Here is a 22,912-nt window from a genome sequence, read left to right as displayed (position 1 = left end):
CTTTTTATCCGCTTTAATTTTCTCTTTAAAAATAAAAGAACAACTTTGATCAATCCTTCACTTTCGTGTTCTCAACCTTCTGTTTAAATACTAAAATCCATAACAGTTGCCAAAATATTAAGCATTTCGTTTGAACTTTGCGTGTTAAACTATGCTGCGGTCGCATTAAGGATTGGTTTATGCAGTTTGTTCATCTCGGTATTTACACAGAATTTTCGATTACAGAGTCGATTGTGCGCATACCCGACTTGGTCAAGACTGCGGTAAAGGATGAAATGCCTGCGCTGGCACTTACCGACTTATCTAACCTTCATGCTGCTGTAAAATTTTATAACTCTTGCCTTAAGAAAGGCATTAAGCCTATTTTGGGTAGTACAATCCGTCTTAATGATGCCCAACATCGTGCAACTTTGCTTGCAATGAGCGATATTGGATGGAAAGGGCTGACTGAAATTGTTTCACGTGGCTTTATTGAAGGTCAACAACTCAGTATCCCTTGTGTACAAAAAGAATGGGTTCTAGAGCAGCATCAAGATATTATTGTTTTACTTGGCCAACATAGTGATGTTGGGCAAATGCTTTGCTCATCTAACCCGCAAAAAGCAGAACCTTTACTTGAAGAGTGGATCGAAAAGTTTGGTAATCGTGTTTATCTAGCCTTAACACGTACTGATCGTCCTGGCGAAGAAGACTTTATTCAAGAAGCAGCCAAACTTGCAGCCAAATATAATATTGGTGTTGTTGCACACAACGATGTGCACTTTATTGAAAAAGAAGATTTCGAAGCGCACGAAGCTCGTGTATGTATTGCAGATGGTTATGTTTTAGCAGATGATCGACGTCCGCGCTTATATAGCCCAGAGCAATATTTCAAAACTTCTGATGAAATGATTGAGCTGTTCTCAGATATTCCTAGTGCTATTGAAAACACCTATCAAATCGCTAAACGCTGTAATGTCACTTTAAAACTCGGCACTTACTTTTTACCTGAGTACCCAATTCCTGATGGTTTTACCATCGATACCTATTTTGAGCACTTATCAAAAGAAGGTTTGGAAGAGCGCTTAAATTACCTTTACCCTGTCGAAAAGCGTGGTGAAGACTGGCCTGAAATTCGTAAACCATATGATGAACGAATAGATTATGAAGTCGGAATCATCCTGAAAATGGGATTCCCTGGTTACTTCCTGATTGTCATGGACTTCATTCAATGGGCGAAAAACAATGGTGTCCCTGTTGGACCGGGCCGTGGTTCAGGTGCAGGTTCATTAGTAGCTTATAGCTTAAAAATTACAGATCTTGATCCACTTCGTTATGACCTCCTCTTCGAACGTTTCTTAAACCCGGAACGTGTATCGATGCCCGACTTTGACGTCGATTTCTGTATCGCAGGTCGTGACCGTGTGATCGATTATGTATCACGTACTTATGGCCGTGAAGCGGTGTCTCAGATTGCAACGTTCGGTACGATGGCTGCGAAAGGTGCGATTCGTGACGTTGCCCGCGTTTTAGGGAAGTCTTATGGTCTAGCTGACCGTATTTCAAAAATGGTTCCAACTAAGCCACTTGGTGTGGATTTGGCAACTGCGATTGAAATGGAACCTCAGCTTAAAGATATTGTTACCAACCCTTCCAACCCAGACAATGATGATGCCAGCGAAATTTGGGAAATGGCATTAAAGTTAGAAGGTATTACCAGAAATACAGGTAAACATGCCGGTGGTGTTGTTATTGCACCCGGTAAAATTACCGACTTCTCTGCTGTGCTTTGTGACGCAGACGGTACTAACCGCGTAGCACAGTATGATAAAGATGATGTAGAAGCTGCAGGTCTCGTAAAATTCGACTTCTTGGGCTTACGTAACTTAACCGTTATTGAGGATGCTATCCAAAATATTAATAAAAACCGCGATAGCAATGACCCTTTAAACATTTCACACGTCCCTCTTGACGACCCTAAAGCTTATTCTGTCTTTGCTGATGCAAATACAACCGCGGTATTCCAGTTTGAATCCGTCGGTATGAAACGAATGCTGAAAGAAGCACGTCCAAGTAAATTCGAAGAAATTATTGCGTTCGTATCTTTATATCGTCCGGGTCCGATGGATCTGATCCCAGACTTTATTCACCGTATGCATGGTGGAGAATTTGAGTATCTTCATCCATTGCTAGAAGGTGTATTAGAACCAACCTACGGGATTATGGTTTACCAAGAACAGGTAATGCAAACTGCACAGATTTGTGCAGGTTACACACTCGGTGGTGCTGACTTGCTCCGCCGTGCGATGGGTAAAAAGAAACCTGAAGAAATGGTGAAACAGCGCCAAATCTTCCTTGAGGGTGCTGGACAAAAAGGTATTGATGAAAGCACAGCTAACCATATCTTCGACTATATGGAAAAGTTCGCAGGCTATGGTTTTAACAAATCGCACGCCGCAGCCTATGCACTTGTTGCATACCATACAGCATGGTTAAAAGCCCACTATCCTGCCGAATTTATGGCAGCAGTAATGTCATCGGAAATGCAGAACACTGACAGTGTCGTATTTTTGATTGATGACTGCCGAAATAACGGTCTCGAGGTCTTACCGCCATCAGTCAATATGTCGACTTATCATTTCCATGCGAGCGATGATAAAACCATTGTTTATGGTTTAGGGGCAATTAAAGGTGTTGGTGAACAGGCAATGCAGTCTGTTATTGACTCACGTCGCCAACAAGGACCTTATACTGACCTATTCGATTTCTGCCATCGTATTGATTTGAAAAAAATCAATAAACGAACCTTAGAAGCACTTATCCGTGCTGGTGCGCTTGATTGTTTAGGTATTGAACGTTCAAGTCTAATGGCTCAATTGCCAGAAGCTGTCCAAGCTGCCGAACAGGCACGTAGTAACCGTGAAAGCGGTATTATGGACTTATTTGGTGAAGTTGAAGAAGTTCAACGTAAACCAGCTAAACCTGTTAAGCCATGGAGTGATGAAGTTCGTCTCAAAGGCGAAAAAGATACGCTTGGACTATATTTAACAGGTCACCCAATTGATGTTTATCGTCAAGAACTCAAAGCGTTTATTCCTGCAAAACTTAATGAAATTACTGCAACTCGTCGCGGTGTAACGACTGTTTATGCAGGACTTGTCCTTGATGTAGCGAATTTCCCAAACCGTGTTGTTATTGTGCTTGACGACGGAACAGCACGTATTGAAGTCAGCTGTAACCACGAACGTTTCCAACGCTTTAAAGATATTATTCAAGTTGAGCGCGTAGTCGTCTTTGAAGGCGAGATCTATGAGCGTGAAGGTTTTGATCGTCCAATGGGACGCTTGAACAAAGCGTTTAGCTTAAATGAAATCAGACAAAAACGTGCCAATAGTATTCAAATCAAATTAACCCATGATCTATTGCAACCAAGTTTGGCAAAAGATCTACAAAATATATTATTGCCTTATTGTAATGTCGATATGCATCAGCATATTGCAATACAGTTACAGATTGACCAACCATATGCTCAGGCTGAGCTTCAGCTTGGCCCACAATGGAAAGTCGCTCCTTTAGATGAACTTCTTGCCAAACTAAGAGATTACTTTGGTAAGGATAATATTCATATTGAATATCAGGTAAAATCTAAGGCAGCTAAAGCAGCAGAACCTGTTCGTCCACAACCTGTTGCCTCACCTCCTGTGGACATGAGTATTGATGATGCATTGGATTCATACCAAAGCGAAGTTTCTCAATATTCGTAATTTCTGGAAATCTTATGAGTTTGTTTGACGACACCGCCGTGTCAAAACAATTAGCACAAGTGCGTATTGTCATGGTCAATACCACTTTACCAGCTAATATTGGCAGTGCTTTACGCGCAATGAAAACGATGGGCTTGAGTAAGTTGGTTCTGGTTTCACCAAAAACGTATCCACATCCAGATATTCAGGCGCTTGCTGCTGGTGCACAAGATTTATTAGAACAGGTTGAAATTGTTGAAACACTCGAAGAAGCAATTAAAGATTGCCATTTAGTTTTCGGAACAAGTGCAAGAAGCCGTACTATTCCATGGCCTTTGTTAGATGTTCGCCCTGCTTCCAAAGAAGCAATCAAGGCGGCTGCACAAGGACAACAAATTGCGATCGTTTTTGGACGTGAAGATCGCGGTTTAACCAATGAAGAATTGGCTTTGGCAAACTATCACCTTACTATTCCTGTAAACTCGGACTATGGTGTACTTAACGTTGCTCAAGCGATTCAAGTGGTTTGTTATGAACTTCGTATGTCGGTATTAGAGCAAAAAGAAGTTGCTTCTGATGCTGGGCAAATGCCGCTTGCTCAAGGTCAAAGCATGCAATGGGATGAGCCGTTAGTGACTCAGCAGCAAATGGAAGAGTTCTATCCTCATTTGGAAAAAATGCTCACCGAAATTGAATTTTTAGATCCAGAAAATCCACGTTTACTACCTTTACGCTTGCGTCGTTTATTTGGTCGTATACAATTAGATCGTATGGAATATCATTTACTTCGCGGTATTTTTAGTCGAGTCCAAGCCCTCACAAGCGGCAAATGGAAAAAAGCATCATCGGACAAGGAGGATCAATCCAATGCTTAAACAGCTTAAAGAAGATATACAGGCTGTATTCGCGCGAGATCCTGCTGCACGAAATACACTCGAAGTACTTACCACTTACCCAGGTATACACGCTTTACTTTTGCATAGACTTGCACATGAATTGTGGAAAAAAGATTGCAAAGGTACCGCCCGTTTTGTTTCGTCATTTAGTCGTTTTGCAACGGGTATTGAAATTCACCCTGGTGCTAAAATCGGCAAACGCTTCTTTATCGATCATGGCATGGGCGTTGTAATTGGTGAAACTGCTGAAATTGGCGATGATGTAACGCTATACCACGGTGTTACCTTAGGTGGTACGACTTGGAATAAAGGTAAGCGTCACCCAACTTTAGAAGATGGCGTGGTTGTTGGTGCTGGTGCGAAAATCTTAGGTCCATTTACGGTAGGTAAAGGCGCCAAAGTTGGTTCAAATGCTGTAGTCACAAAAGCAGTTCCTGCTGGTGTAACAGCTGTTGGTAACCCTGCACGTTATATCTATAAAGATGCCGACAAAACTAAAGATAAAGATGAAGAACGTCGCCGTGATTATGCACAAAGTATTGGTTTTGCTCCGTATGCGACTACTGCTGATCAATCTGACCCAATTTTAGAAGGAATGCGAGTTTTACTTGACCGTATTCAGCACAATGAAACGCGTATGAATAATTTGTGCCAGCGTTTGTCCGAACTTGACCCAACTTTCAAAAAAGAAAGTCAAGATGAACAGCCTTTTAGTGATGAAGAGCTAAAAATTCTTGAAGAAGTTCGTCGTGAATGCGGTGCGCAGAATAAGACATCAAAAACGTAATATTCTTGATTCATAATGTAACACGCTTACCCTTGCATGTCGGTTTAGGTTTTCCTAGACTTGTTGTACCTTATTTAACTTTATAAAATGAACGGAAGATCCTATGAATTTTAAGCCTTTGGCATATATCCTTCTTGCGACCTCAAGTTTAACAGCGTGTACCATGGCACCTGTAAAAGAACAAAAAATTGAGCCGTTTGTTTTTAAGGAACCAGAGCTTACACCTCCATTTTATGCATTAAACCCATTTAATTATGATGCTCCGCCTGCATTTGAAGTTGCTTTAAAAGAAGCTGCTGCACAGCCTGTAACCAAAATGGTTGTAACTCGTCAGGACGATCCAACCAAAACACTTACATTAGATACGAATAAATTGATCGTACCTACAGTCAACAACTCACAACGTTCAATGAAATACGCAGTTTTAGCGGGCGATAATGAAATTGATGTAACTGAAATTGATGACTTCTTACAACTTGTTGAAGGTAAAGCGCGCCACTATCCGCCTCGTTTTACTGACCGTCAAGAACGTAAAGGCTTTGAAAGCAAACTTAAGGAAGTTACTCAGCGCTTAGATACTTTAGCTGCTAATCCAGATGCTTCATTTGATATTCTTATTCGTGCTTTTAAAGCAAGTGTACTTGCCCGTAACCTTGATTTAGGTACTGCTCATACCACTAAGTCTTTAGAATATGCACAAAGACTTTTAAAAATTAATCCAGATGATGCTGAAGCGAATTTCTGGTTTGGTTTTGGTTTGTCTGAAGGTGGTGGTCAACGTGAGGCTATTCCGTATTTAGATAAAGCTATTAAAGGTAATGTTCAGGAAGCATATTTAGCCGCTGCAAATAACTATATTGCAATGGAACAAAAGAAAAATGCGATTCAGACTCTAAAAAATTACAAGGTTAAATACCCTGATGAAGCAGAAGTAGCAGACCGTTTAATTCAAGAAATTGAAAAACAAGGACGCTGGAATGTATGGCAAGTTTTAACAAACCCTGCTATGTCTTCTGCTACCCCAAGCGCAGCTACAAAAAACTAAGCGCTTAAACCTTATAAAAGGGCTGATTTGACAGCCCTTTTTTTATGTTTGATCAATTGAAAAATACTTTAAAATTTGTATGATCAGCATATTACTGATCCACATATTTGACCATAATGTTTGTTAGAAAAAGAAACTCAGCGCTCTTCACGGTCATACTCCTCGGTTCAATCCTGAGTGGATGTCAGGTCGTCAATGTTAAGCAACAAGCTCTCAACGTTACTATTGCAAATGAGCGTAATAGTATTCTTACCCAAGATAAACTAAGTGAAGCAAGTCTTAACGTTTTGTCTATGTCAGGGCAAGAAGCTAAGGCCTGTACAGACTCCCCTGACACTTGTGTTAATCAACTTAAAAATCTGCCCCAAATTTTAGATGAACAGCTGTTATCGGCTGCGAGTGAAATGTATCTCGCAAAAGCAATGGCTTTGTCAGATTCTTCTGAATGTAAAATTAGTCGTTTCACTAAACATAAGCCAACTGAAGAACAAAAAGTTATTCAAAATAAATATGATGAATGCTTAGATCAACAGTTAAGTCTACTCGATAAGAGTATCCGTTATAGCTATGCTTATCTGTTTTCTACAAAACGTCAGCCAACTGATCGTATTTTTGATAATAGACAAGTTCAAATACGCGACTTTTATAATCAAGCGATTGCCAAAATGGTCAGTGTGTATGATTTAAGGTATCCACAAAAAAATGTGGTAGAACCACAAATCCATATTGGTAAGAGTATATATTCAATTGATTTTGAGTTTCATAGACAATTATCTGGCCAAAAATTAGAAAAATTAATTTCAAGTTATAACTTAAATTTCTCAGGTTTAAGAACAATCAACCGTCGTGATGGTTTCGGTTCCGAATTTGTAGCTGTCTTCCCAAGTTCAGGCAAAGAGGACATTAATGAATACATTTTAGATCCACTTAATTACAGCTATAAAAATGGTGTAAATCCAAATATTCACCATGCACGTTATTTAGCGGCAACTATTGTTGCAGAGCCTAAACATGCTAAAACCATTCAAGAAATTATTAATGACCCAGAATTTGTGATTCGGGTCTATGATCCTTATCGAACTGATAATATTAATGTCGCTGGTAAGCAATATCCTTTAGCTGCAAACTTCTCAGCTCCTTATGGTCTGTGGTTAGCTGAAAACAACCTAGGTGTAGCGGCTTATTTAAGCTTGATTGATCGTGATCAGCACTTAACCATGCCGCATTTATATATGCTTGAACCTTATAATCCAAACAAAAAAATTATTGTGTTGGTCCATGGTTTGGCAAGTAGTCCTGAGGCATGGATTGCACTCACTAACGATGTCATGGGCGATACTGTTTTAAGAGATAACTATCAAGTTTGGCAAGTTTTCTACTCGACCAATATGCCAATTCTGGAAAGCCGGTTCCAGATTTATGCACTCTTGAAACAAGCGTTCGGTTCGTTAAACCCAAGTGATCCTGCCGCGCATGATGCGGTGCTTGTTGGTCATAGTATGGGAGGAATTATTAGCCGTTTACTTGTAAGTGATGCTGATATTACTAAACCTGCCTTGGAGATGATGACGATCCGTCAGCAAAACCGTTTTAAGAAACATCCTATGGTGACTGAACGGCTGCAAATGCATTCAATTAGTAACTTTGATCGTGCAATTTTCTTGGCATCGCCACACCGAGGTACAGATTATGCCGATCGTTGGTTCACATTAGCTGCGCGTAAAATTATCCGCTTACCGGGTGCTTTTTTATCAGCTGTTGCAACTTCGCTCACCACAGAAAATTTAGATATTAAAGATTTCTTGAATAATATTGATAATGGCCTGATTCAAAATGGACCAAGCGACTTAAGCCATCAATCTAAATTTATGGAACTCACTGAGAATATTAATCCACATCAAGGGTTAATCTTCCACTCAATTATGGGCAACATTACCAAAAGTGATGATCCAAATATAATTACCGATGGTATTGTTCCCTATAAAAGTGCTCACTTAGAAGGTGCTAAATCTGAGAAAGTTCTACCGGGTGGACACTCTATTCAGTTAACACCACAAGCCGTATTAGAACTACGTCGTATTTTACGAGAGCATTTAGTTGAACATGGTTTGTATAAACCATAAAAAATAAAAAGAGCCAAAGGATATCCTTTGGCTCTTTTGTTTTAGGTTAGATTTTACTGCCCAGAACGAATGATGTAATCAAACGCAGAGAGTGATGCTTTAGCGCCTTCACCTGTAGCAATAATGATCTGCTTGTACGGTACAGTCGTACAGTCACCTGCAGCAAATACACCTTTTACATTGGTTTCGTTGCGGTCATTGACAATGATCTCACCACGGTTGGTTAACTCAACCTCACTGTCTTTTAAGAAGTCAGTGTTTGGAAGTAAACCAATCTGTACAAAGATCCCTGCAAGCTCTACCACATGCTCTTCATCAGTCGCACGGTCTTTATATTTAAGACCAGTCACTTGTGAACCGTCACCCAATACTTCTGTGCTTAATGCATTCATAATCACAGTGGTGTTTGGCAAGCTGTTTAACTTGTTTTGCAAGACTTGGTCAGCACGAAGTTTAGTGTCAAACTCAACCAGAGTTACATGCTCAACAATACCTGCAAGGTCAATCGCCGCTTCTACACCTGAGTTACCGCCACCAATCACGGCAACACGTTTGCCTTTGAACAATGGGCCATCACAGTGTGGACAGTACGCTACACCACGGGTACGGTATTCAGCTTCACCCGGTACATTCATCTCTCTCCAACGTGCACCTGTTGAAAGGATCACAGTTTTCGATTCAAGTTTTGCACCGTTTTCAAGTTCAACTTCAACCAAACCGTTTGCTGTTTGGTCTGCACCAGTGATTTTGCTGACACGTTGCAGGTTCATGATATCCACATCGTATTCACGAACATGTGCTTCCATCTCAGCAGCAAACTTAGGACCTTGGGTCTTTTGCACAGAAGTGAAGTTTTCAATGTCCATGGTATCCATGACCTGACCACCAAAGCGTTCAGCTACGATACCTGTGTTAATCCCTTTACGTGCAGCATAGATTGCAGCTGTTGCACCCGCAGGTCCACCACCAATCACCAATACATCAAACGCATCTTTGGCATTGAGTGCTGCTGCGTCTTTTTCAGCTGAATTGGTATCAAGTTTTGCTACAATCTCTTCAAGCGTCATACGACCTTGACCAATGTGTTCATTGTCTTGGAATACCATCGGCACAGCCATGATTTTGCGTTGTTCCACTTCGTTCTGGAAGAATGCACCATCAATCATGGTTGCTGTGGTGTTCGGGTTATAAATGGCAATCAGGTTAAGTGCCTGTACCACGTCCGGACAGTTATGACAGCTTAGCGATACAAACACATCAAAGTTAGCTTTGAGGTTTAAGCCTTTAATCTGATTTAAAACTTCATCCGATACTTTAGGTGCATAGCCAGACACTTGTAACAGAGCCAAGATCAAAGACGTAAACTCATGACCCATTGGTAAGCCTGCGAAGAACACACGAGGTTGTTCACCTGCTTTAGCCACACCAAAGCTTGGACGACGTGTATTGTTACCGTCAAAACGGGCTGTTACCTTGTCAGAAAGCTCAGCGATTTCAGTTACTAATTCTTTAATTTGAGCAGCTTTGTCTGATTCATCTAAAGCAGCAACTAATTCGATTGGACTTTCTAAACGTTCTAGGTAAGCTTTTAATTGAGTTTTAATGTTTTGATCTAACATCTGTTTTTACTCCAATGCATCCAAATTCTTTCAATAGATGCATAGTACGTTAAAACAATGAATAGGTAAAACAGTATGTTTTTATATATTTGATCGGTTTTTTAGATTTTATTATTTTTCCAATAAAAAAAGCCAACCTGAACTCATCCCAGCGCAGGTCGGCAAACTGGTTAAACTAGAGTAAGACCACACCAAATACAGCCCCAGCAATCAAAACATGCAAAGGATGAACCTTTTTAATTAAAGATAATAAAGTTGCAATCACCACCATAATGACAAGTAAAGTATTTATTGCCGCTGCCTCAGAGATAATCCAAGCACTGGCAAGTACCGTTCCCACAGTGACAGGTTGTAAAGCAAGCTGTAAAACACGGCGCCATTTCTTATCTTTGAATTTTGACCAGCCTCTCATCACAAATACAGTAATAAGAGATGACGGTAAAAATTTAGCAGTAGACGTCACCAATAGACCAGACAACCCTGCTACATGCCACCCTACCAAAGGTACAATCATCATATTTGGACCAGGTGCAGCTTGTGCCATGGCAAACAACGCACTAAATTCTTGCGCCGTCATCCAATGATGAATATCGACTACTTGGCGTTGCATTTCGGGCAAAATCGTATTTCCACCACCAAATGCGATAAGAGACAACTGAGTAAAAATGATTGCTAAAGTAAGTAGTACGGCACCCATTACACACGTCTCCAAATGATGGCTGAATAAAACGCAAGTAAAATCAGCATAGTCAAAAGTAAAGGAATTTTTAGAAAGGCAATGCTGACAATTGCCGCTACCACAACACAGATTGCTAATGGATTACGTAATAAAGGCTTAAGCATTTTCAGACCTGTGGCAACCAGAAGCCCTGCTGCTGCTGCTCCTAAACCTTCAAAAAGGTGTTTAACCATTAAGTTGTCTTGGAACTGCTCATAGACATAATGTAAAAGTACAACAATTACGGTAGGTGCGAAGATTAAACCAATCAGTGAGCTCACTGCTCCACGGACACCGCGAAACTCCATGCCAATCGCAACCGATAAATTAATAATATTGCCGCCCGGTAAAAATTGGCACAGACCAAGTAACTCAGTGAATTTTTCAGGGCTTAACCAATGCCTTTGCTCTACAATAACTTTACGGGCTAAAGGCAGCACACCACCAAATCCAATTAAACCTAATGTTAAAAAACCTAAAAATAACTCTGTGCAAGTAGGAACAGTATCCTTCTGCACGGCAATCTCAACATGGTTCATTTTCGTTACTTTTCACTTTCTCCGACCAAGATAGAATGATACTTTTATGATATATCTACAAATGCTTTTATTTTCATTAACCATACCCTAAAGGTATTCCTATGCTCGATTTATATAAGCTTCATGCCTTTGTAGTGGTGGTTGAAGAAAGAAATATTACTCATGCAGCAAACCGTTTGTTTATTCAACAGCCACCTTTAACGCGTTTACTTAAAAAACTTGAACAAGAACTCGGTACACAGTTACTTATTCGTCAACCGCGCGGGATTGAACCGACAGAAGCAGGTTTAGCATTATTTAAAGAAGCACAACTTTTATTAGAACATGCCCGCCATATTCCTCAATTGGTCCAAGATGTTAGCCAAGGTAAAACTGGACAACTCAATATTGGCTTTACAAGTTCCGCAGGTTTGCATCCGCTCATTTCACTCGTATTACGTTCATATCGGGAAATGTACCCTGCTGTGCAAACCAAACTTGAAGAAGCAGGCAGTCAAAAGCAACTGGACTGGTTAATTTCAGAAAAACTTGATATTGCCTTTTTAAGAGCGCCGATTAGCCGAGATATTGGTTTGAAGCATCTTCATATATTAGACGAGCCAATGGTGGTGGCCTTACCTATCGGCCATCCGCTTACACAGAAGAAAAAAATTAGTTTAAGTAACTTGTCAGAAGAAAATTTTGTTTTATACCGTCGCTCTTCAGGGCAAGGCTTATATGACAATATTTTATATAGCTGCTATCAGGCAGGTTTTAGTCCGCGTATTATTCAAGAAGCGCCGCGCCCTACTGCGACCCTCAATTTAGTGGCTGCTGGTATTGGAATTAGTATTGTGCCCGCTTCAATGCATAACTTTTGGGATCATGAAATCGTCTATCGCGAGTTTGATGATTCGATAAAACTAAATGCGCCTATTTACTTAATTACACGAGAAAATGAAAACTCAGCTAAAGTGTCAAACTTCATTGAACTCATGCAAAAACTATTACCTACAATGACCTAAGTGTAAAAGCTAGGCAATAAAAAATGCCTATATAAAGGCACTTTTTAAAGTCATTTTTAGCAAAAAATAGTTCAAATAAATTTTACGATTTTAAGAGTAATACTTTTTCTTTAACCAAAGCGAAACCGAAACCAGTAAGATTAACACTGGTACTTCAACCAATGGCCCGATCACTGTAGTAAAAGCAACTGGTGATGCCAAACCAAAAGTTGCAATAGCAACAGCTAAAGCCAACTCAAAGTTATTACCTGCCGCGGTAAATGAAATTGCCGCTGTACGTGGGTAATTATTCCCCATCCGTTTACTCATAAAGAAGCTAATAAAGAACATTACGACAAAGTAAATTGTGAGTGGAATCGCAATACGTAATACATCTAAAGGTAAGCTCACCACATCGCCACCTTTTAAACTAAACATCGCCACGATGGTAAAAAGTAAAGCAATTAAACTAATCGGGCTGATCTTTGGTAAAAATTTAGTTTGATACCATTCCAACCCTTTCGACTTGACTAAAATCAAACGTGTCAAGAAACCCATTAAGAATGGAATACCTAAGTACACCAAAACAGCATGTGTGATGGTCCAGAAATTGACATCAATCACTTGTCCTGCCACACCAAAATATGGCGGCAAGAAAGTTAAGAACAACCATGCATAGGTACTAAAAAATAAAATCTGAAAAATACTGTTAAAGGCGACTAAAGCTGCAACATATTGGTTATCACCACAAGCTAAGCCATTCCAGACCAATACCATTGCAATACAACGTGCCAAGCCTATCAAAATAAGGCCCGTCATATACTCCGGATAGTTATGCAAAAAAACAATCGCAAGGATAAACATTAAAACTGGAGCAATAATCCAGTTTTGTACCAGCGATAAAGTTAAGGTTTTCTTATCCTTAAATACTTCTGGTAAAGCCGCATAGTCCACTTTTGCCAATGGCGGATACATCATTAAAACCAAACCGATTGCGATTGGAATATTAACGTTATCTACACTTAATTCATTTAAAGATACAGATGCCTGAGGAAAGAAAACTCCAATCGCTAAACCTAAAGCCATTGCTATAAAAATCCATAGCGTCAGGTTTCGATCTAAAAAGGAAAGCCCTTGTTTAGTCATGTTCTACTCGAAGAAAGAATTGATTAATTTTGCTCAATACACACAAATGACTTATGCACTTATGCTAAGAAAATCTAAATTTTAAAGACGGAAATCTAGGAAGATTAATCACAACACGTTGTCGTGATGAAAGACTGATCTTGTTGTTTTACTTTTGTCCCACTCTCGTCATTTTCTATCACCTTTAAAATATCTAAAGCCCAAACAGGTAAATCAGGATTTAAGCTGTAATAAACCCACTGTCCTTTTCTTTCATCCAGTAATACGCCATGAGTTCGTAACAAAGCTAAGTGTCTAGAAATTTTGGGTTGGCTCAACTCAAGCTGTTCGGTTAGCTCACAGACACAAATATTTTGTTTATTTAGAACTAATTTAAGAATATTTAACCGAGTTTGGTCAGATAGACATTTAAAGAAATCGACTTGATTGATCATATCTTTAACAGAATATATTCGTTATTGCAAATATACGGATATCCATATATAAATGCAATATCTTAATTCATCGATAAATTTGTCATGACTGAGCTAGTGAAGATTTACCATAACCCTGCTTGCGGAACCTCACGCAATACATTGGCGCTTATTCGTCATGCTGGGTTTGAGCCTATTGTTATTGAATATTTGCAAACACCACCAAGTAAAGATGAGCTAATCCAACTCATTAAGGACTCAAACCTAACTGTACGTGAAGCAATTCGTAAAAATGTTGAACCCTATAAAGATTTAGAGTTAGAACAAAACCATTGGACCGACGAACAGTTAATTGATTTTATGTTGCAATATCCAATTTTAATTAATCGCCCATTTGTTGTTACACCAAAAGGCACGCGACTTTGCCGCCCTTCTGAGATGGTACTGGACATTTTAGATTCACAAAACTTAAGCTATTTTGCAAAAGAAGATGGCGAAGTAATCATTGATGAACAAGGCCGCCGTATAAAGTAATTGAAGATATTTATTAATATAAAAAGCTAAATGGCATGGCACCATTTAGCTTTTTCTGAATGAAACGGATTAAAAATAGGATTTAATAAAAGGAAGCAGTTGCTCTCCTATTACCATGCCTAATAAACCGACTAATGCAACAAGAGGTGGAGCTGGTGACTTAACATTTAAAACATAATATAAGACACCAACAAGCAACCCTACAGCCAAAGATAACAAGTACATTTTCATCGTACATACCTTAAGGAAACAAACTATTTAATGAGGCAGGTTCCCATACTGTTTTATTTAAAATGCAAAACACGAGCACCCGAGTGCGCCCCAGAAAGATTTTTTGTCCTTATCATTTACAGGAACATCAAGCATCCAAGCGTGGCTGTGTCCATGCATTCCACAGCTGCTAGCACATTCACACAATACACTTTGTGACTGTAATGATTGATTGGAAGGCGCATTACGATTCTCGGATAAACGCCACTGACCACCGAAGCATTTTACTGGCGACCATGTTGGAGATGCTGGCGGTAACGGCGGATCGTCTTGCTTAAACTCTGCCCCTGCGTACACCACTTTTCCACCTAAAACAGTGAGTACAGACTCAATCCACTGGATATCTTCTGCTTCAACTTTAAAGTAGTCATCTGACAACACAACTAAGTCGGCAAGTTCCCCTGCTGTGAGTGAACCTTTGATATCTTTTTCACCTGAGAACCAAGCCGAACCTTTCGTCCAGAGTTTGAGGGCGGTTTGACGATCTAATAGATTTTTTTCATCATACAAAGGTAACCCACCTACTGTTTTACCTGTAGTCAGCCAATACAAACACACCCAAGGGTTATAAGATGCAACACGAGTCGCATCTGTTCCCGCACCCACAGGTACACCGAGTTCTAACATTTTCTTGACTGGTGGCGTTGCTTGGGCAGCTTCGGCACCATAGCGTTTTACGAAAATCTCACCTTGATATGCCATACGATGCTGAATCGCGATACCACCACCCAACGCACCAATACGTTCGATATTACGCTCAGATACAGTTTCGGCATGGTCAATAATAAATCGTGTCGCAAATGGCTGTTTTGAATTGACGCGCTCAAATACATTGAGTAACCGACTAATACTTTCATCATAGGTTGCATGAATACGGAATGGCCATTTCTTTTCAGCCAAGTGTTCTACAATGGCTTCGAGTTCGCCTTCCATTTTTTCTGGTAAATCTGGACGTGGCTCATAGAAATCTTCAAAGTCACCCGCTGACCACGTCAGGTTCTCACCTGCTCCATTCATTCTAAATAATTCATCACCATCACCCGGAAATGTCATTTCTGTCCAACGGCGATAATCATCAAGCTCTTGACCTGCCTTTTGAGCAAATAAGTTGTAAGCAATTCGCACTGTCATTTGATTTTGATTGTGCAATTGCTTAATCACATCATAATCTTCAGGATAGTTTTGACCGCCACCACCTGCATCAATTGCTGAAGTAATACCTAATCGGTTTAATTCACGCATGAAATGACGAGTTGAGTTGATTTGGTCTTCAACTGGCAATTTCGGTGCTTTACCTAAGGTCGAATATAAAATCATAGCGGATGGCGTTGCGAGCAACAGTCCTGTTGGCTCACCTTTTTCATCTCTTGCAATCTTGCCACCCGGCGGGTCCGGTGTGTCTTTATTAAAACCTAATACATCAAGGGCAGCTCGGTTGAGCATGGCACTGGCATATAGATGTAAAACGAATACTGGAGTATCTGGCGCAGCTTTATTAATTTCTTCTAAAGTCGGTAAACGCTTTTCGGCAAACTGGAATTCAGTCCAACCGCCTACGACACGAACCCATTGTGGAGCTGGCGTATTATCTGCTTGCTCTTTAAGCAAGCGTAATGCATCTGCAACGGATGGCACACCTTCCCAGCGCAGTTCCATATTGTAATTTAGGCCACCACGAATAATATGCAAATGACTGTCATTTAGACCCGGTATAACGCGACGACCATTTAAGTCTACAACTTTACTTGTTGGAGTTGCGAGTTTCATAACCTCATCAGTTGTACCCGTGCGGACGACTTTACCATCTGCAATCGCAATTGCTTGTACTTCGGGGTTTTGAGGATCTAGTGTTGTGATTTTACCGTTTTTAAGTATGAGGTTTATTTCGGTCATTCTGAACTCCATTCTTGTGAATTATCGTTCTAAAAAAATAAAGATATATCTGTATTAATATCACTTAAATATTGAATACTAGACATACCTTTATCTAAATCAGTACTGTTTTATTTTGCAGGAACGGGTGCAAGTACTTCATGTTTTGATGTTGTACGCTCAGGTGCCTTATGTACCATCGTATAGGCATAGTCCACACCCATACCGTAAGCACCAGAATGCTCACGTACAATCGCCATAACTGCATCGTATGTATCACGGTGTGCCCAGTCACGCTGCCATTCGAGTAATACTTGTTGCCAAGTTACCGGAACAACACCTGCCTGAATCATGCGTTGCATGGCGTAGTCATGTGCTTCTTTCGATGTACCGCCTGAAGCATCTGCGACCATATAAATCTCATAATCGCCTTCAAGCATGGCGCCAAAAGCAAAGGTGTTATTGCACACTTCAGTCCACAAACCTGAAACAATCACTTTTTTACGATTATTTTTTGCAAGCGAATCACGTACTTTTTGGTCATCCCATGAATTCATTGAAGTACGTTCTAGTAAAGGAGCATCTGGAAATACATCTAAAAGTTCTGGGTAGGTATGACCAGAGAAGCTTTCAGTTTCAACTGTCGTAATCGTGACAGGAATATTGAATGTTTTAGCTGCTTTTGCTAACCCTACAGTATTATTCTTTAATACTTGGCGATCTATTGACTGTACCCCAAAAGCCATTTGCGGCTGGTGATCAATAAAAATAACCTGACAATTGGTTGGTGATAGTTGTTCTAAAAGTGATTTATTCACGTCTAAACTCCATTATTCATTATATAAGGCTTTTAAAATTGCCTACTGGTTATTATCAAAACAAATAAAAATGTAAAAACATAGACAGCAAAACAGCTCGAATCTGTATCCTGTATGGATACAATCAAATCAATGATTGCTTTTTAATTTTTATAGTTTAATCATGGATATATATTTTTTAATTTTTAGTTATCCATGGATCGATTAGACTGTATTTCCACTTTTGTAAGTGTCGTAGAACATGGGAATTTTAGTAGCGCAGCTAGAGCACTCGATATTTCTCGTGATTTGGTAGCCAAACGTGTTTGCTACCTCGAAAATGATTTAAAAACAACGCTATTAAATCGAACAACCAGACAAATGAATCTGACCAGTTGTGGGGAAAAATTTTACCAACATTGCAAGGTTATATTGAGTGAATTTGAATGGGCAACTTACGAGATTAGCTATAACCAGCAATATCCCGAAGGCGAACTCAAGCTCAATACGCCCATGTCTTTTAGCAACATTTTCCTTCAACATATCATTTCAGACTTTATTGAGAAATATCCCAGTATTAAAATTGATTTGTTTATGACAGATCAGCTATTAGATGTGAATCAACACAAATTTGATCTGACCATACGCTTAGATGGATCTGCGCCAAGTTTGGCAAATAGTAAAATTTTAAATACCTATCAACGTTATTTATATGCAACACCTGAATATTTCAATCAACATGGATTACCTACTTCTTTAGAAGAACTTAAAGAACATAAGTTTCTAATTTACTATCAAGATAGCCGACATAAAAAATTGATTTTTCAAAAAGATCAGAAAGAAGTGTCTTTTAATTGTTTCCCTGTGATGACGTGTAATAATGGTGAACTATTATTGGATATGTGTTTAAAAGATCACGGTATTGTTTTTCTTCCAGAGTTTATTGCAGAACCTTATTACAAAGAGGGTAAGTTACAGAAATGTTTGGAGGACTACACCAGTCAGCCGCTTCACCTATATGTCACATGGCCAAACCGTAAGATTCTATCGAAGAAAGTAAAACTATTTATTGATTTTTTAACACGTCAAATCATTCCCATAAAATAACCAATCCGGGCCTTTTCCATAGGAATTGGCCCAGATTTTTAATTAGTTTGAGGTGTTTCAATTTTCTTATTTTTAAATAAATTTAATAAATTTTGCTCGGCAGATACTGTACTGTTTTCTTCAATAAATGTGGTTGCGTAGTTTTCTAAATGCTCTTCCATCAATTGAGTTGCTCGTTTTTCATCACCTTGTTCAATGGCATCCAAAATTGCACGGTGTTCATCTGCCGAACAATTATTATGTTTTGGAATTTCATACAAGCCAATTAATAACGAAGTCCTCGCAATAAGTGTCTGCAAATAACTGGTCATGATCGAATTTTGATTAGCTTCAATCAGCTTTAAATGAAATTGCCCTGATAGCTTAATCCACTCGGCCCAATTTCCAGCTAAACGCTCATCCGACTCTTGTTCTACTAAAGTCCGAAGCTCACTAAAATCTAGGTGCTGAGACTTTTGTGCTAGTTTTTTTACAGTGGCGATTTCAAGCATGCTGCGTGCTTCAAAGACTTCTTTTGTTTCATTTGCACTATGTTTTGCGATGAGTGCCCCACGATTGGGCTGAATTTCAATAACCTTATCATGTGCAAGTTTAACGAAAACACGTCTTAACACTCCTCGCGTTACACCAAATGCTTCACATAAAGGTGCTTCAACTAAACGTGCGCCCGGAGCGAGTTGTCGATTTAAAATAGCATCTACAATTGCGTTATATATATGGTCATCAATTTCATCATTGCTCATTTCTACGGCTTTTTTTGGTGCATTCGATGACATTGATTTCTCCATTTTTATTAATGTCTCCTCTTTTTAGAACTTCATCTATTTTGAATAGTGTAAGTTTAACTTAAGCGTTTGGAAATATTTCTCTCATTTTCACACTATCTATGCTGAGCTGAACAATTCAATATTAAATCTCTAAATATCCACTTATACACCTAAATTTATTTGCTTTTTATAAAAATTAGGCACGTCTCAGTTTATAAATCTCTCTCTTTATATTCCAAAATTGTATCAAGCGAAATCACTCATCAATACACCATCTCAAGTTTGGCATAACTTTTGCTCAATAAATTGTGCACAATTTAAATATCACATTGTGCACAATTTTAATTTCATTCTTTTAGTCAGTATTTCAAGCTGCTGAAGAACGTGCCCGCCCAACATAGGGAAGTGAGTGTTCAAGATGAATAATACCGAAGCGATAATTAAACCTTCTTATAATGCAAAACTAACAAATCAAGACTTAGCTCCTTTAAAAAAGCAAACTTGGGGCGCTTATAATATTTTTGCCTTCTGGATGTCGGATGTTCATAGCGTCGGCGGTTATGTCATGGCTGGGAGCCTTTTTGCACTCGGGCTCAATAGCTGGCAGGTACTTCTATCTTTACTGATCGGCATTGCAATTGTTCAGTTTTTTACAAATCTCATTGCCAAGTCTAGCCAACAAACAGGCACGCCCTATCCTGTGATTTGTCGTGCCACTTTCGGTGTGCTTGGTGCAAATATTCCTGCTGTTATCCGTGGTCTTATTGCTGTCGCATGGTATGGCATTCAAACCTATTTGGCCTCCAGTGCCTTTTTATTGGTCATTTTAAAGTTCTTTCCAGAATGGTCAGCCTATGCTGATGTTTCAACTTACGGCTTTCTCGGGCTTTCCTATTTAGGATGGGTTGGCTTCATGCTGCTTTGGCTACTGCAAGCGATTGTTTTCTGGTCTGGCATGGACAGCATTCGTAAGTTTATTGACTGGGCAGGTCCGGCTGTCTACGTTGTGATGTTTGCAATGGCAGTCTGGCTGATCTGGAAAGCTGGCTGGCAGAATATTGATTTAAATTTAAGTGGGGTTCAATACGACGGTTTTGCAGTTGTACCAGTCATGATTGGTGCTATTGCGCTCGTTGTCTCATATTTCTCAGGGCCGATGCTGAATTTTGGCGACTTCTCTCGTTATGGTAAAAGCTTTAACGCGATTAAAATGGGGAATTTTCTTGGCTTACCAATTAACTTCTTAGGCTTTTCTTTACTTACTGTGGTGTGTATTGCGGCAACGCTTCCAGTATATGGAAAACTTATTACAGACCCTGTCGAGATGGTCGGTAAACTTGATAATACTTTTGTGGTGATTTTAGGTAGTTTGACCTTAATGATTGCCACTATCGGAATTAATATTGTCGCTAATTTTGTTTCACCTGCATTTGATTTTTCTAATGTTTCACCGAGCAAAATTAGCTGGCGTATGGGTGGAATGATTGCAGCAGTAGGTTCAATTTTCATTACCCCATGGAACCTGTTTAATAACCCTCAAGTGATCCATTACACCATTGATATTTTAGGCGCATTTATCGGTCCACTTTTTGGTGTATTGCTCGCCGATTTTTACCTCGTTAAAAAACAAAAAATTGTGGTAGATGATTTATATACTTTAGATACTCAAGGCTCGTATTGGTACAAAAATGGTTATAACCACTCTGCCTTTTATGCCTTAATTCCAGCTTCATTAATTCCTATTCTCTGCGTACTTTTACCACAACTGTCTGGGCTGGCTAATTTCACATGGTTTATTGGGATGGGATTCGGTTTTGTCATTTACCGATTTCTTAACCAACCGCTTGCCCATGCTAAATCGGCAATGACTAAGGTAAAAGTACAATGAAAATTAAAATTATTAATCCTAATACCACCCAAAGCATGACTGACAAAATTGCTGCATCAGCAAAGATAGTCGCAAATTCTGATACTCAAATTATTGCTGTAAGTCCTCAAATGGGCCCTGCAACAATTGAAAGTTATTATGATGAAGCTCTAAGTGCAGTAGGTGTGTTAGAAGAAATACGCCAGGGTGAACAGCTAAATGTAGATGCCTATATTATTGCCTGTTTTGGTGATCCTGCGCTTTATGCTGCCCGTGAAATGACTTCAGCTCCTGTGATTGGGATCGCAGAAGCAGCTATGCGAACTGCAAGTTATGTCAGTACTGGTTTTAGTGTGGTCACAACCTTACAACGCACAGTAAATATGAGCTGGCATCTGGCTCATCGCTATGGTGCTACACCATTTTGCAAAAATGTTCGAGCTTGTGACATTGCAGTTGAAGAGTTAGAGCTTCCTGACTCAGATGCTTATCGAAAAATACGAGATGAGTGCAAAAAAGCACTCGCAGAAGATAAAAGCGATGCAATTGTTTTAGGCTGTGCAGGTATGAGTGATTTATGCCTAAAACTACAAAACGAATTGGAAGTGATTGTTATTGACGGCGTTGCAGCAGCAGTTAAACAAGCTGAAATGTTAGTTCAGTTAAATTTAAAAACCAGCAAAGTTGGTGATTGGGCCTCACCTCCTGTAAAGAACTACACAGGCATATTGTCAGGATTTGGAATGCGCTAAAGAGTTAATATTTCAATTCCAGCTCAAAACTCAGAGTTGGAATTGAAATAAAGAATAATTAAAGGAATTAAGCCTCTGCTAACTCTGGTTGTTGTTCTTCTTTATAAAATGGCACATCACCATTAATAGTTGCGCGGTGCATGATGCGATGAGCATCGCCATAATCAAATAATGCTTTATGTTGTGTGCAACGGTTATCCCAAATCGCGACGTCACCGTCTTGCCATTTCCAGCGTAAATGAAATTGTTCTTGGGTCGCATGTTCAAACAAGAAATTAAGTAATTGCTCACTTTCTTGTTCGGATAACTCATTAATGTGTGTGGTAAAACCCTCACTTACGAACAACAAAGGCTCACCTGTAACCGGATGAGTACGCACCACTGGGTGAACCACTGGTGGGTTACGCTTAAAGGTTTGCAAAAGCTTTTCACGCTCTTTTTCGTTATGGGCAAAACGCTCAAGCGGAAAAGACTTACGAATATCGTGCGTTGCAGTTAAGCCACGCAATTTTTGCTGTAACTCAAGCGGAAGCCCTTTAAAAGCTGCTGTGTTGCTCGACCACAACGTGTCACCGCCTACAGGTGGAATTTTAATAGCTTGCAACACACAACCTAAAGGTGGAGTTTTACTAAAAGTCACATCTGTATGCCAAAGTTCATTGTCACGCAAATCTTGTTTCCAACTGTCGAGCACCATCACCTCAGGTACATCTTCAATTGAAGGATAAATCGGGTGCACATGTAAGGTGCCAAAACTACGTGCCAAGTCTGCTTGTGCTTGTGGTGCTAATTGTTGCTTTCGAAAAAAAATGACCTGATGATCAAGCAAAGCCTGCTGGATTTGTTGCGTTGTCTGTTCATTTAACGCATTCAAATCAATATCGTGAATAATTGCGCCAATGGTAGGCTTGATCAATTCTATATTTAAGTTTGCTACTACTGTATTCATCTTCTT

The 22,912-nt window shown here is 39.6% G+C and carries 20 protein-coding genes; 10 read left to right on the top strand and 10 right to left on the bottom strand.

Annotated elements, in window-relative coordinates; genetic code table 11:
- Positions 1-179 precede the first annotated feature (179 nt).
- The 5 genes from dnaE to NQ782_RS04510 all read left to right on the top strand — a co-directional run bounded on the left by dnaE (position 180) and on the right by NQ782_RS04510 (position 8,573).
- A complete protein-coding gene (dnaE, locus tag NQ782_RS04530; RefSeq protein WP_057094685.1) occupies positions 180-3,743 on the top strand; it encodes a DNA polymerase III subunit alpha in 3,564 nt (1,187 codons plus the stop codon).
- Positions 3,744-3,757: 14 nt separating this feature from the next.
- Positions 3,758-4,597, top strand: coding sequence for an RNA methyltransferase (locus NQ782_RS04525; protein WP_000051401.1), 840 nt, complete (start codon positions 3,758-3,760; stop codon positions 4,595-4,597).
- The gene (gene cysE, locus NQ782_RS04520; RefSeq protein ID WP_000917698.1) at positions 4,590-5,405 is read left to right on the top strand and encodes a serine O-acetyltransferase; all 816 of its coding nucleotides are present in this window, start codon (positions 4,590-4,592) and stop codon (positions 5,403-5,405) included. Before NQ782_RS04525 ends, cysE begins: the two co-directional genes overlap by 8 nt.
- A 103-nt stretch (positions 5,406-5,508) precedes the next feature.
- The gene (locus NQ782_RS04515; protein WP_057094687.1) at positions 5,509-6,450 is read left to right on the top strand and encodes an ABUW_2363 family tetratricopeptide repeat lipoprotein; all 942 of its coding nucleotides are present in this window, start codon (positions 5,509-5,511) and stop codon (positions 6,448-6,450) included.
- A 116-nt stretch (positions 6,451-6,566) separates the two neighbouring features.
- Positions 6,567-8,573, top strand: coding sequence for a triacylglycerol lipase (locus NQ782_RS04510; RefSeq protein ID WP_057094689.1), 2,007 nt, complete (start codon positions 6,567-6,569; stop codon positions 8,571-8,573).
- Positions 8,574-8,626: 53 nt separating this feature from the next.
- Here NQ782_RS04510 and ahpF read toward each other — a convergent pair whose 3' ends face one another.
- From ahpF to NQ782_RS04495, 3 genes are all read right to left on the bottom strand, one after another.
- Positions 8,627-10,192, bottom strand: a complete 1,566-nt coding sequence (gene ahpF, locus NQ782_RS04505; protein ID WP_057094691.1) for an alkyl hydroperoxide reductase subunit F — start codon at positions 10,190-10,192, stop codon at positions 8,627-8,629.
- A gap of 175 nt (positions 10,193-10,367) precedes the next feature.
- Entirely contained in the window at positions 10,368-10,889 is a 522-nt protein-coding gene (locus NQ782_RS04500) for a chromate transporter (RefSeq protein WP_000501458.1), read from the bottom strand.
- Positions 10,889-11,449 carry a chromate transporter gene (locus NQ782_RS04495; RefSeq protein ID WP_001017021.1) on the bottom strand — a complete coding sequence of 187 codons (561 nt, stop codon included), beginning with the start codon at positions 11,447-11,449 and terminating at the stop codon, positions 10,889-10,891. The genes NQ782_RS04500 and NQ782_RS04495 overlap by 1 nt, the downstream gene beginning before the upstream one ends.
- 101 nt (positions 11,450-11,550) lie before the next feature.
- Here NQ782_RS04495 and NQ782_RS04490 point away from each other — a divergent pair, with 101 nt between their 5' ends.
- Entirely contained in the window at positions 11,551-12,453 is a 903-nt protein-coding gene (locus NQ782_RS04490) for a LysR family transcriptional regulator (protein ID WP_000886383.1), read from the top strand.
- Between the two features lie 90 nt (positions 12,454-12,543).
- On the opposite strand, the gene arsB is transcribed toward NQ782_RS04490, so the two are convergent.
- Together arsB and NQ782_RS04480 are read right to left on the bottom strand one after the other, a co-directional pair.
- Positions 12,544-13,578 carry an ACR3 family arsenite efflux transporter gene (arsB, locus tag NQ782_RS04485; protein ID WP_057094693.1) on the bottom strand — a complete coding sequence of 345 codons (1,035 nt, stop codon included), beginning with the start codon at positions 13,576-13,578 and terminating at the stop codon, positions 12,544-12,546.
- Between the two features lie 104 nt (positions 13,579-13,682).
- The gene (locus NQ782_RS04480; RefSeq protein ID WP_000610147.1) at positions 13,683-14,012 is read right to left on the bottom strand and encodes a metalloregulator ArsR/SmtB family transcription factor; all 330 of its coding nucleotides are present in this window, start codon (positions 14,010-14,012) and stop codon (positions 13,683-13,685) included.
- 84 nt (positions 14,013-14,096) lie between these two features.
- On the opposite strand from NQ782_RS04480, the gene arsC reads away from it, so the two are divergent.
- On the top strand, positions 14,097-14,525 hold the full coding sequence (gene arsC / locus NQ782_RS04475) for an arsenate reductase (glutaredoxin) (protein WP_005111096.1): 429 nt from the start codon (positions 14,097-14,099) through the stop codon (positions 14,523-14,525).
- 69 nt (positions 14,526-14,594) lie between these two features.
- Here the strand turns inward: arsC and NQ782_RS04470 are convergent, their stop codons facing one another.
- The 3 genes from NQ782_RS04470 to NQ782_RS04460 all read right to left on the bottom strand — a co-directional run bounded on the left by NQ782_RS04470 (position 14,595) and on the right by NQ782_RS04460 (position 17,485).
- Positions 14,595-14,756, bottom strand: coding sequence for a DUF1427 family protein (locus NQ782_RS04470; RefSeq protein WP_000784879.1), 162 nt, complete (start codon positions 14,754-14,756; stop codon positions 14,595-14,597).
- Between the two features lie 57 nt (positions 14,757-14,813).
- Positions 14,814-16,688, bottom strand: coding sequence for an amidohydrolase (locus tag NQ782_RS04465; RefSeq protein ID WP_057094695.1), 1,875 nt, complete (start codon positions 16,686-16,688; stop codon positions 14,814-14,816).
- A gap of 110 nt (positions 16,689-16,798) precedes the next feature.
- On the bottom strand, positions 16,799-17,485 hold the full coding sequence (locus tag NQ782_RS04460; protein WP_001043290.1) for a hydrolase: 687 nt from the start codon (positions 17,483-17,485) through the stop codon (positions 16,799-16,801).
- Between the two features lie 195 nt (positions 17,486-17,680).
- Between NQ782_RS04460 and NQ782_RS04455 the strand changes: the two genes are divergently transcribed.
- Complete coding sequence (locus NQ782_RS04455) at positions 17,681-18,571, top strand: LysR family transcriptional regulator (RefSeq protein ID WP_000375417.1); 891 nt, start codon at positions 17,681-17,683, stop codon at positions 18,569-18,571.
- A gap of 38 nt (positions 18,572-18,609) precedes the next feature.
- Here NQ782_RS04455 and NQ782_RS04450 read toward each other — a convergent pair whose 3' ends face one another.
- Positions 18,610-19,359 (bottom strand): GntR family transcriptional regulator, encoded by a 750-nt coding sequence (locus NQ782_RS04450; RefSeq protein WP_086230962.1) that lies wholly within the window; start codon positions 19,357-19,359, stop codon positions 18,610-18,612.
- 397 nt (positions 19,360-19,756) lie between these two features.
- Here NQ782_RS04450 and NQ782_RS04445 point away from each other — a divergent pair, with 397 nt between their 5' ends.
- Both NQ782_RS04445 and NQ782_RS04440 read left to right on the top strand, forming a co-directional pair.
- Positions 19,757-21,226, top strand: coding sequence for an NCS1 family nucleobase:cation symporter-1 (locus NQ782_RS04445; protein ID WP_032060900.1), 1,470 nt, complete (start codon positions 19,757-19,759; stop codon positions 21,224-21,226).
- On the top strand, positions 21,223-21,957 hold the full coding sequence (locus NQ782_RS04440) for an aspartate/glutamate racemase family protein (protein WP_267581179.1): 735 nt from the start codon (positions 21,223-21,225) through the stop codon (positions 21,955-21,957). Before NQ782_RS04445 ends, NQ782_RS04440 begins: the two co-directional genes overlap by 4 nt.
- Positions 21,958-22,024: 67 nt before the next feature.
- On the opposite strand, the gene tauD is transcribed toward NQ782_RS04440, so the two are convergent.
- Positions 22,025-22,906 carry a taurine dioxygenase gene (gene tauD, locus NQ782_RS04435; protein ID WP_057094701.1) on the bottom strand — a complete coding sequence of 294 codons (882 nt, stop codon included), beginning with the start codon at positions 22,904-22,906 and terminating at the stop codon, positions 22,025-22,027.
- Between the last annotated feature and the right edge of the window lie 6 nt (positions 22,907-22,912).

Source organism: Acinetobacter sp. BD54 (genome assembly GCF_044778325.1).
Taxonomy (GTDB): domain Bacteria; phylum Pseudomonadota; class Gammaproteobacteria; order Pseudomonadales; family Moraxellaceae; genus Acinetobacter; species Acinetobacter baumannii.
This window is presented reverse-complemented; position numbering and strand designations above follow the sequence as displayed.

What these genes read in the sequence shown, in the direction of transcription:
- NQ782_RS04500 (WP_000501458.1), bottom strand. Translation starts at nt 10,889, where the DNA reads ATGGGTGCCGTACTACTTACTTTAGCAATCATTTTTACTCAGTTGTCT.
- ahpF (WP_057094691.1), bottom strand. Translation starts at nt 10,192, where the DNA reads ATGTTAGATCAAAACATTAAAACTCAATTAAAAGCTTACCTAGAACGT.
- NQ782_RS04465 (WP_057094695.1), bottom strand. Translation starts at nt 16,688, where the DNA reads ATGACCGAAATAAACCTCATACTTAAAAACGGTAAAATCACAACACTA.
- NQ782_RS04450 (WP_086230962.1), bottom strand. Translation starts at nt 19,359, where the DNA reads ATGGAGAAATCAATGTCATCGAATGCACCAAAAAAAGCCGTAGAAATG.
- NQ782_RS04455 (WP_000375417.1), top strand. Translation starts at nt 17,681, where the DNA reads ATGGATCGATTAGACTGTATTTCCACTTTTGTAAGTGTCGTAGAACAT.
- NQ782_RS04495 (WP_001017021.1), bottom strand. Translation starts at nt 11,449, where the DNA reads ATGAACCATGTTGAGATTGCCGTGCAGAAGGATACTGTTCCTACTTGC.
- NQ782_RS04445 (WP_032060900.1), top strand. Translation starts at nt 19,757, where the DNA reads ATGAATAATACCGAAGCGATAATTAAACCTTCTTATAATGCAAAACTA.
- arsC (WP_005111096.1), top strand. Translation starts at nt 14,097, where the DNA reads ATGACTGAGCTAGTGAAGATTTACCATAACCCTGCTTGCGGAACCTCA.
- NQ782_RS04510 (WP_057094689.1), top strand. Translation starts at nt 6,567, where the DNA reads ATGTTTGTTAGAAAAAGAAACTCAGCGCTCTTCACGGTCATACTCCTC.
- NQ782_RS04480 (WP_000610147.1), bottom strand. Translation starts at nt 14,012, where the DNA reads ATGATCAATCAAGTCGATTTCTTTAAATGTCTATCTGACCAAACTCGG.
- tauD (WP_057094701.1), bottom strand. Translation starts at nt 22,906, where the DNA reads ATGAATACAGTAGTAGCAAACTTAAATATAGAATTGATCAAGCCTACC.
- cysE (WP_000917698.1), top strand. Translation starts at nt 4,590, where the DNA reads ATGCTTAAACAGCTTAAAGAAGATATACAGGCTGTATTCGCGCGAGAT.
- NQ782_RS04515 (WP_057094687.1), top strand. Translation starts at nt 5,509, where the DNA reads ATGAATTTTAAGCCTTTGGCATATATCCTTCTTGCGACCTCAAGTTTA.
- NQ782_RS04470 (WP_000784879.1), bottom strand. Translation starts at nt 14,756, where the DNA reads ATGAAAATGTACTTGTTATCTTTGGCTGTAGGGTTGCTTGTTGGTGTC.
- NQ782_RS04525 (WP_000051401.1), top strand. Translation starts at nt 3,758, where the DNA reads ATGAGTTTGTTTGACGACACCGCCGTGTCAAAACAATTAGCACAAGTG.
- NQ782_RS04440 (WP_267581179.1), top strand. Translation starts at nt 21,223, where the DNA reads ATGAAAATTAAAATTATTAATCCTAATACCACCCAAAGCATGACTGAC.
- NQ782_RS04490 (WP_000886383.1), top strand. Translation starts at nt 11,551, where the DNA reads ATGCTCGATTTATATAAGCTTCATGCCTTTGTAGTGGTGGTTGAAGAA.
- dnaE (WP_057094685.1), top strand. Translation starts at nt 180, where the DNA reads ATGCAGTTTGTTCATCTCGGTATTTACACAGAATTTTCGATTACAGAG.
- arsB (WP_057094693.1), bottom strand. Translation starts at nt 13,578, where the DNA reads ATGACTAAACAAGGGCTTTCCTTTTTAGATCGAAACCTGACGCTATGG.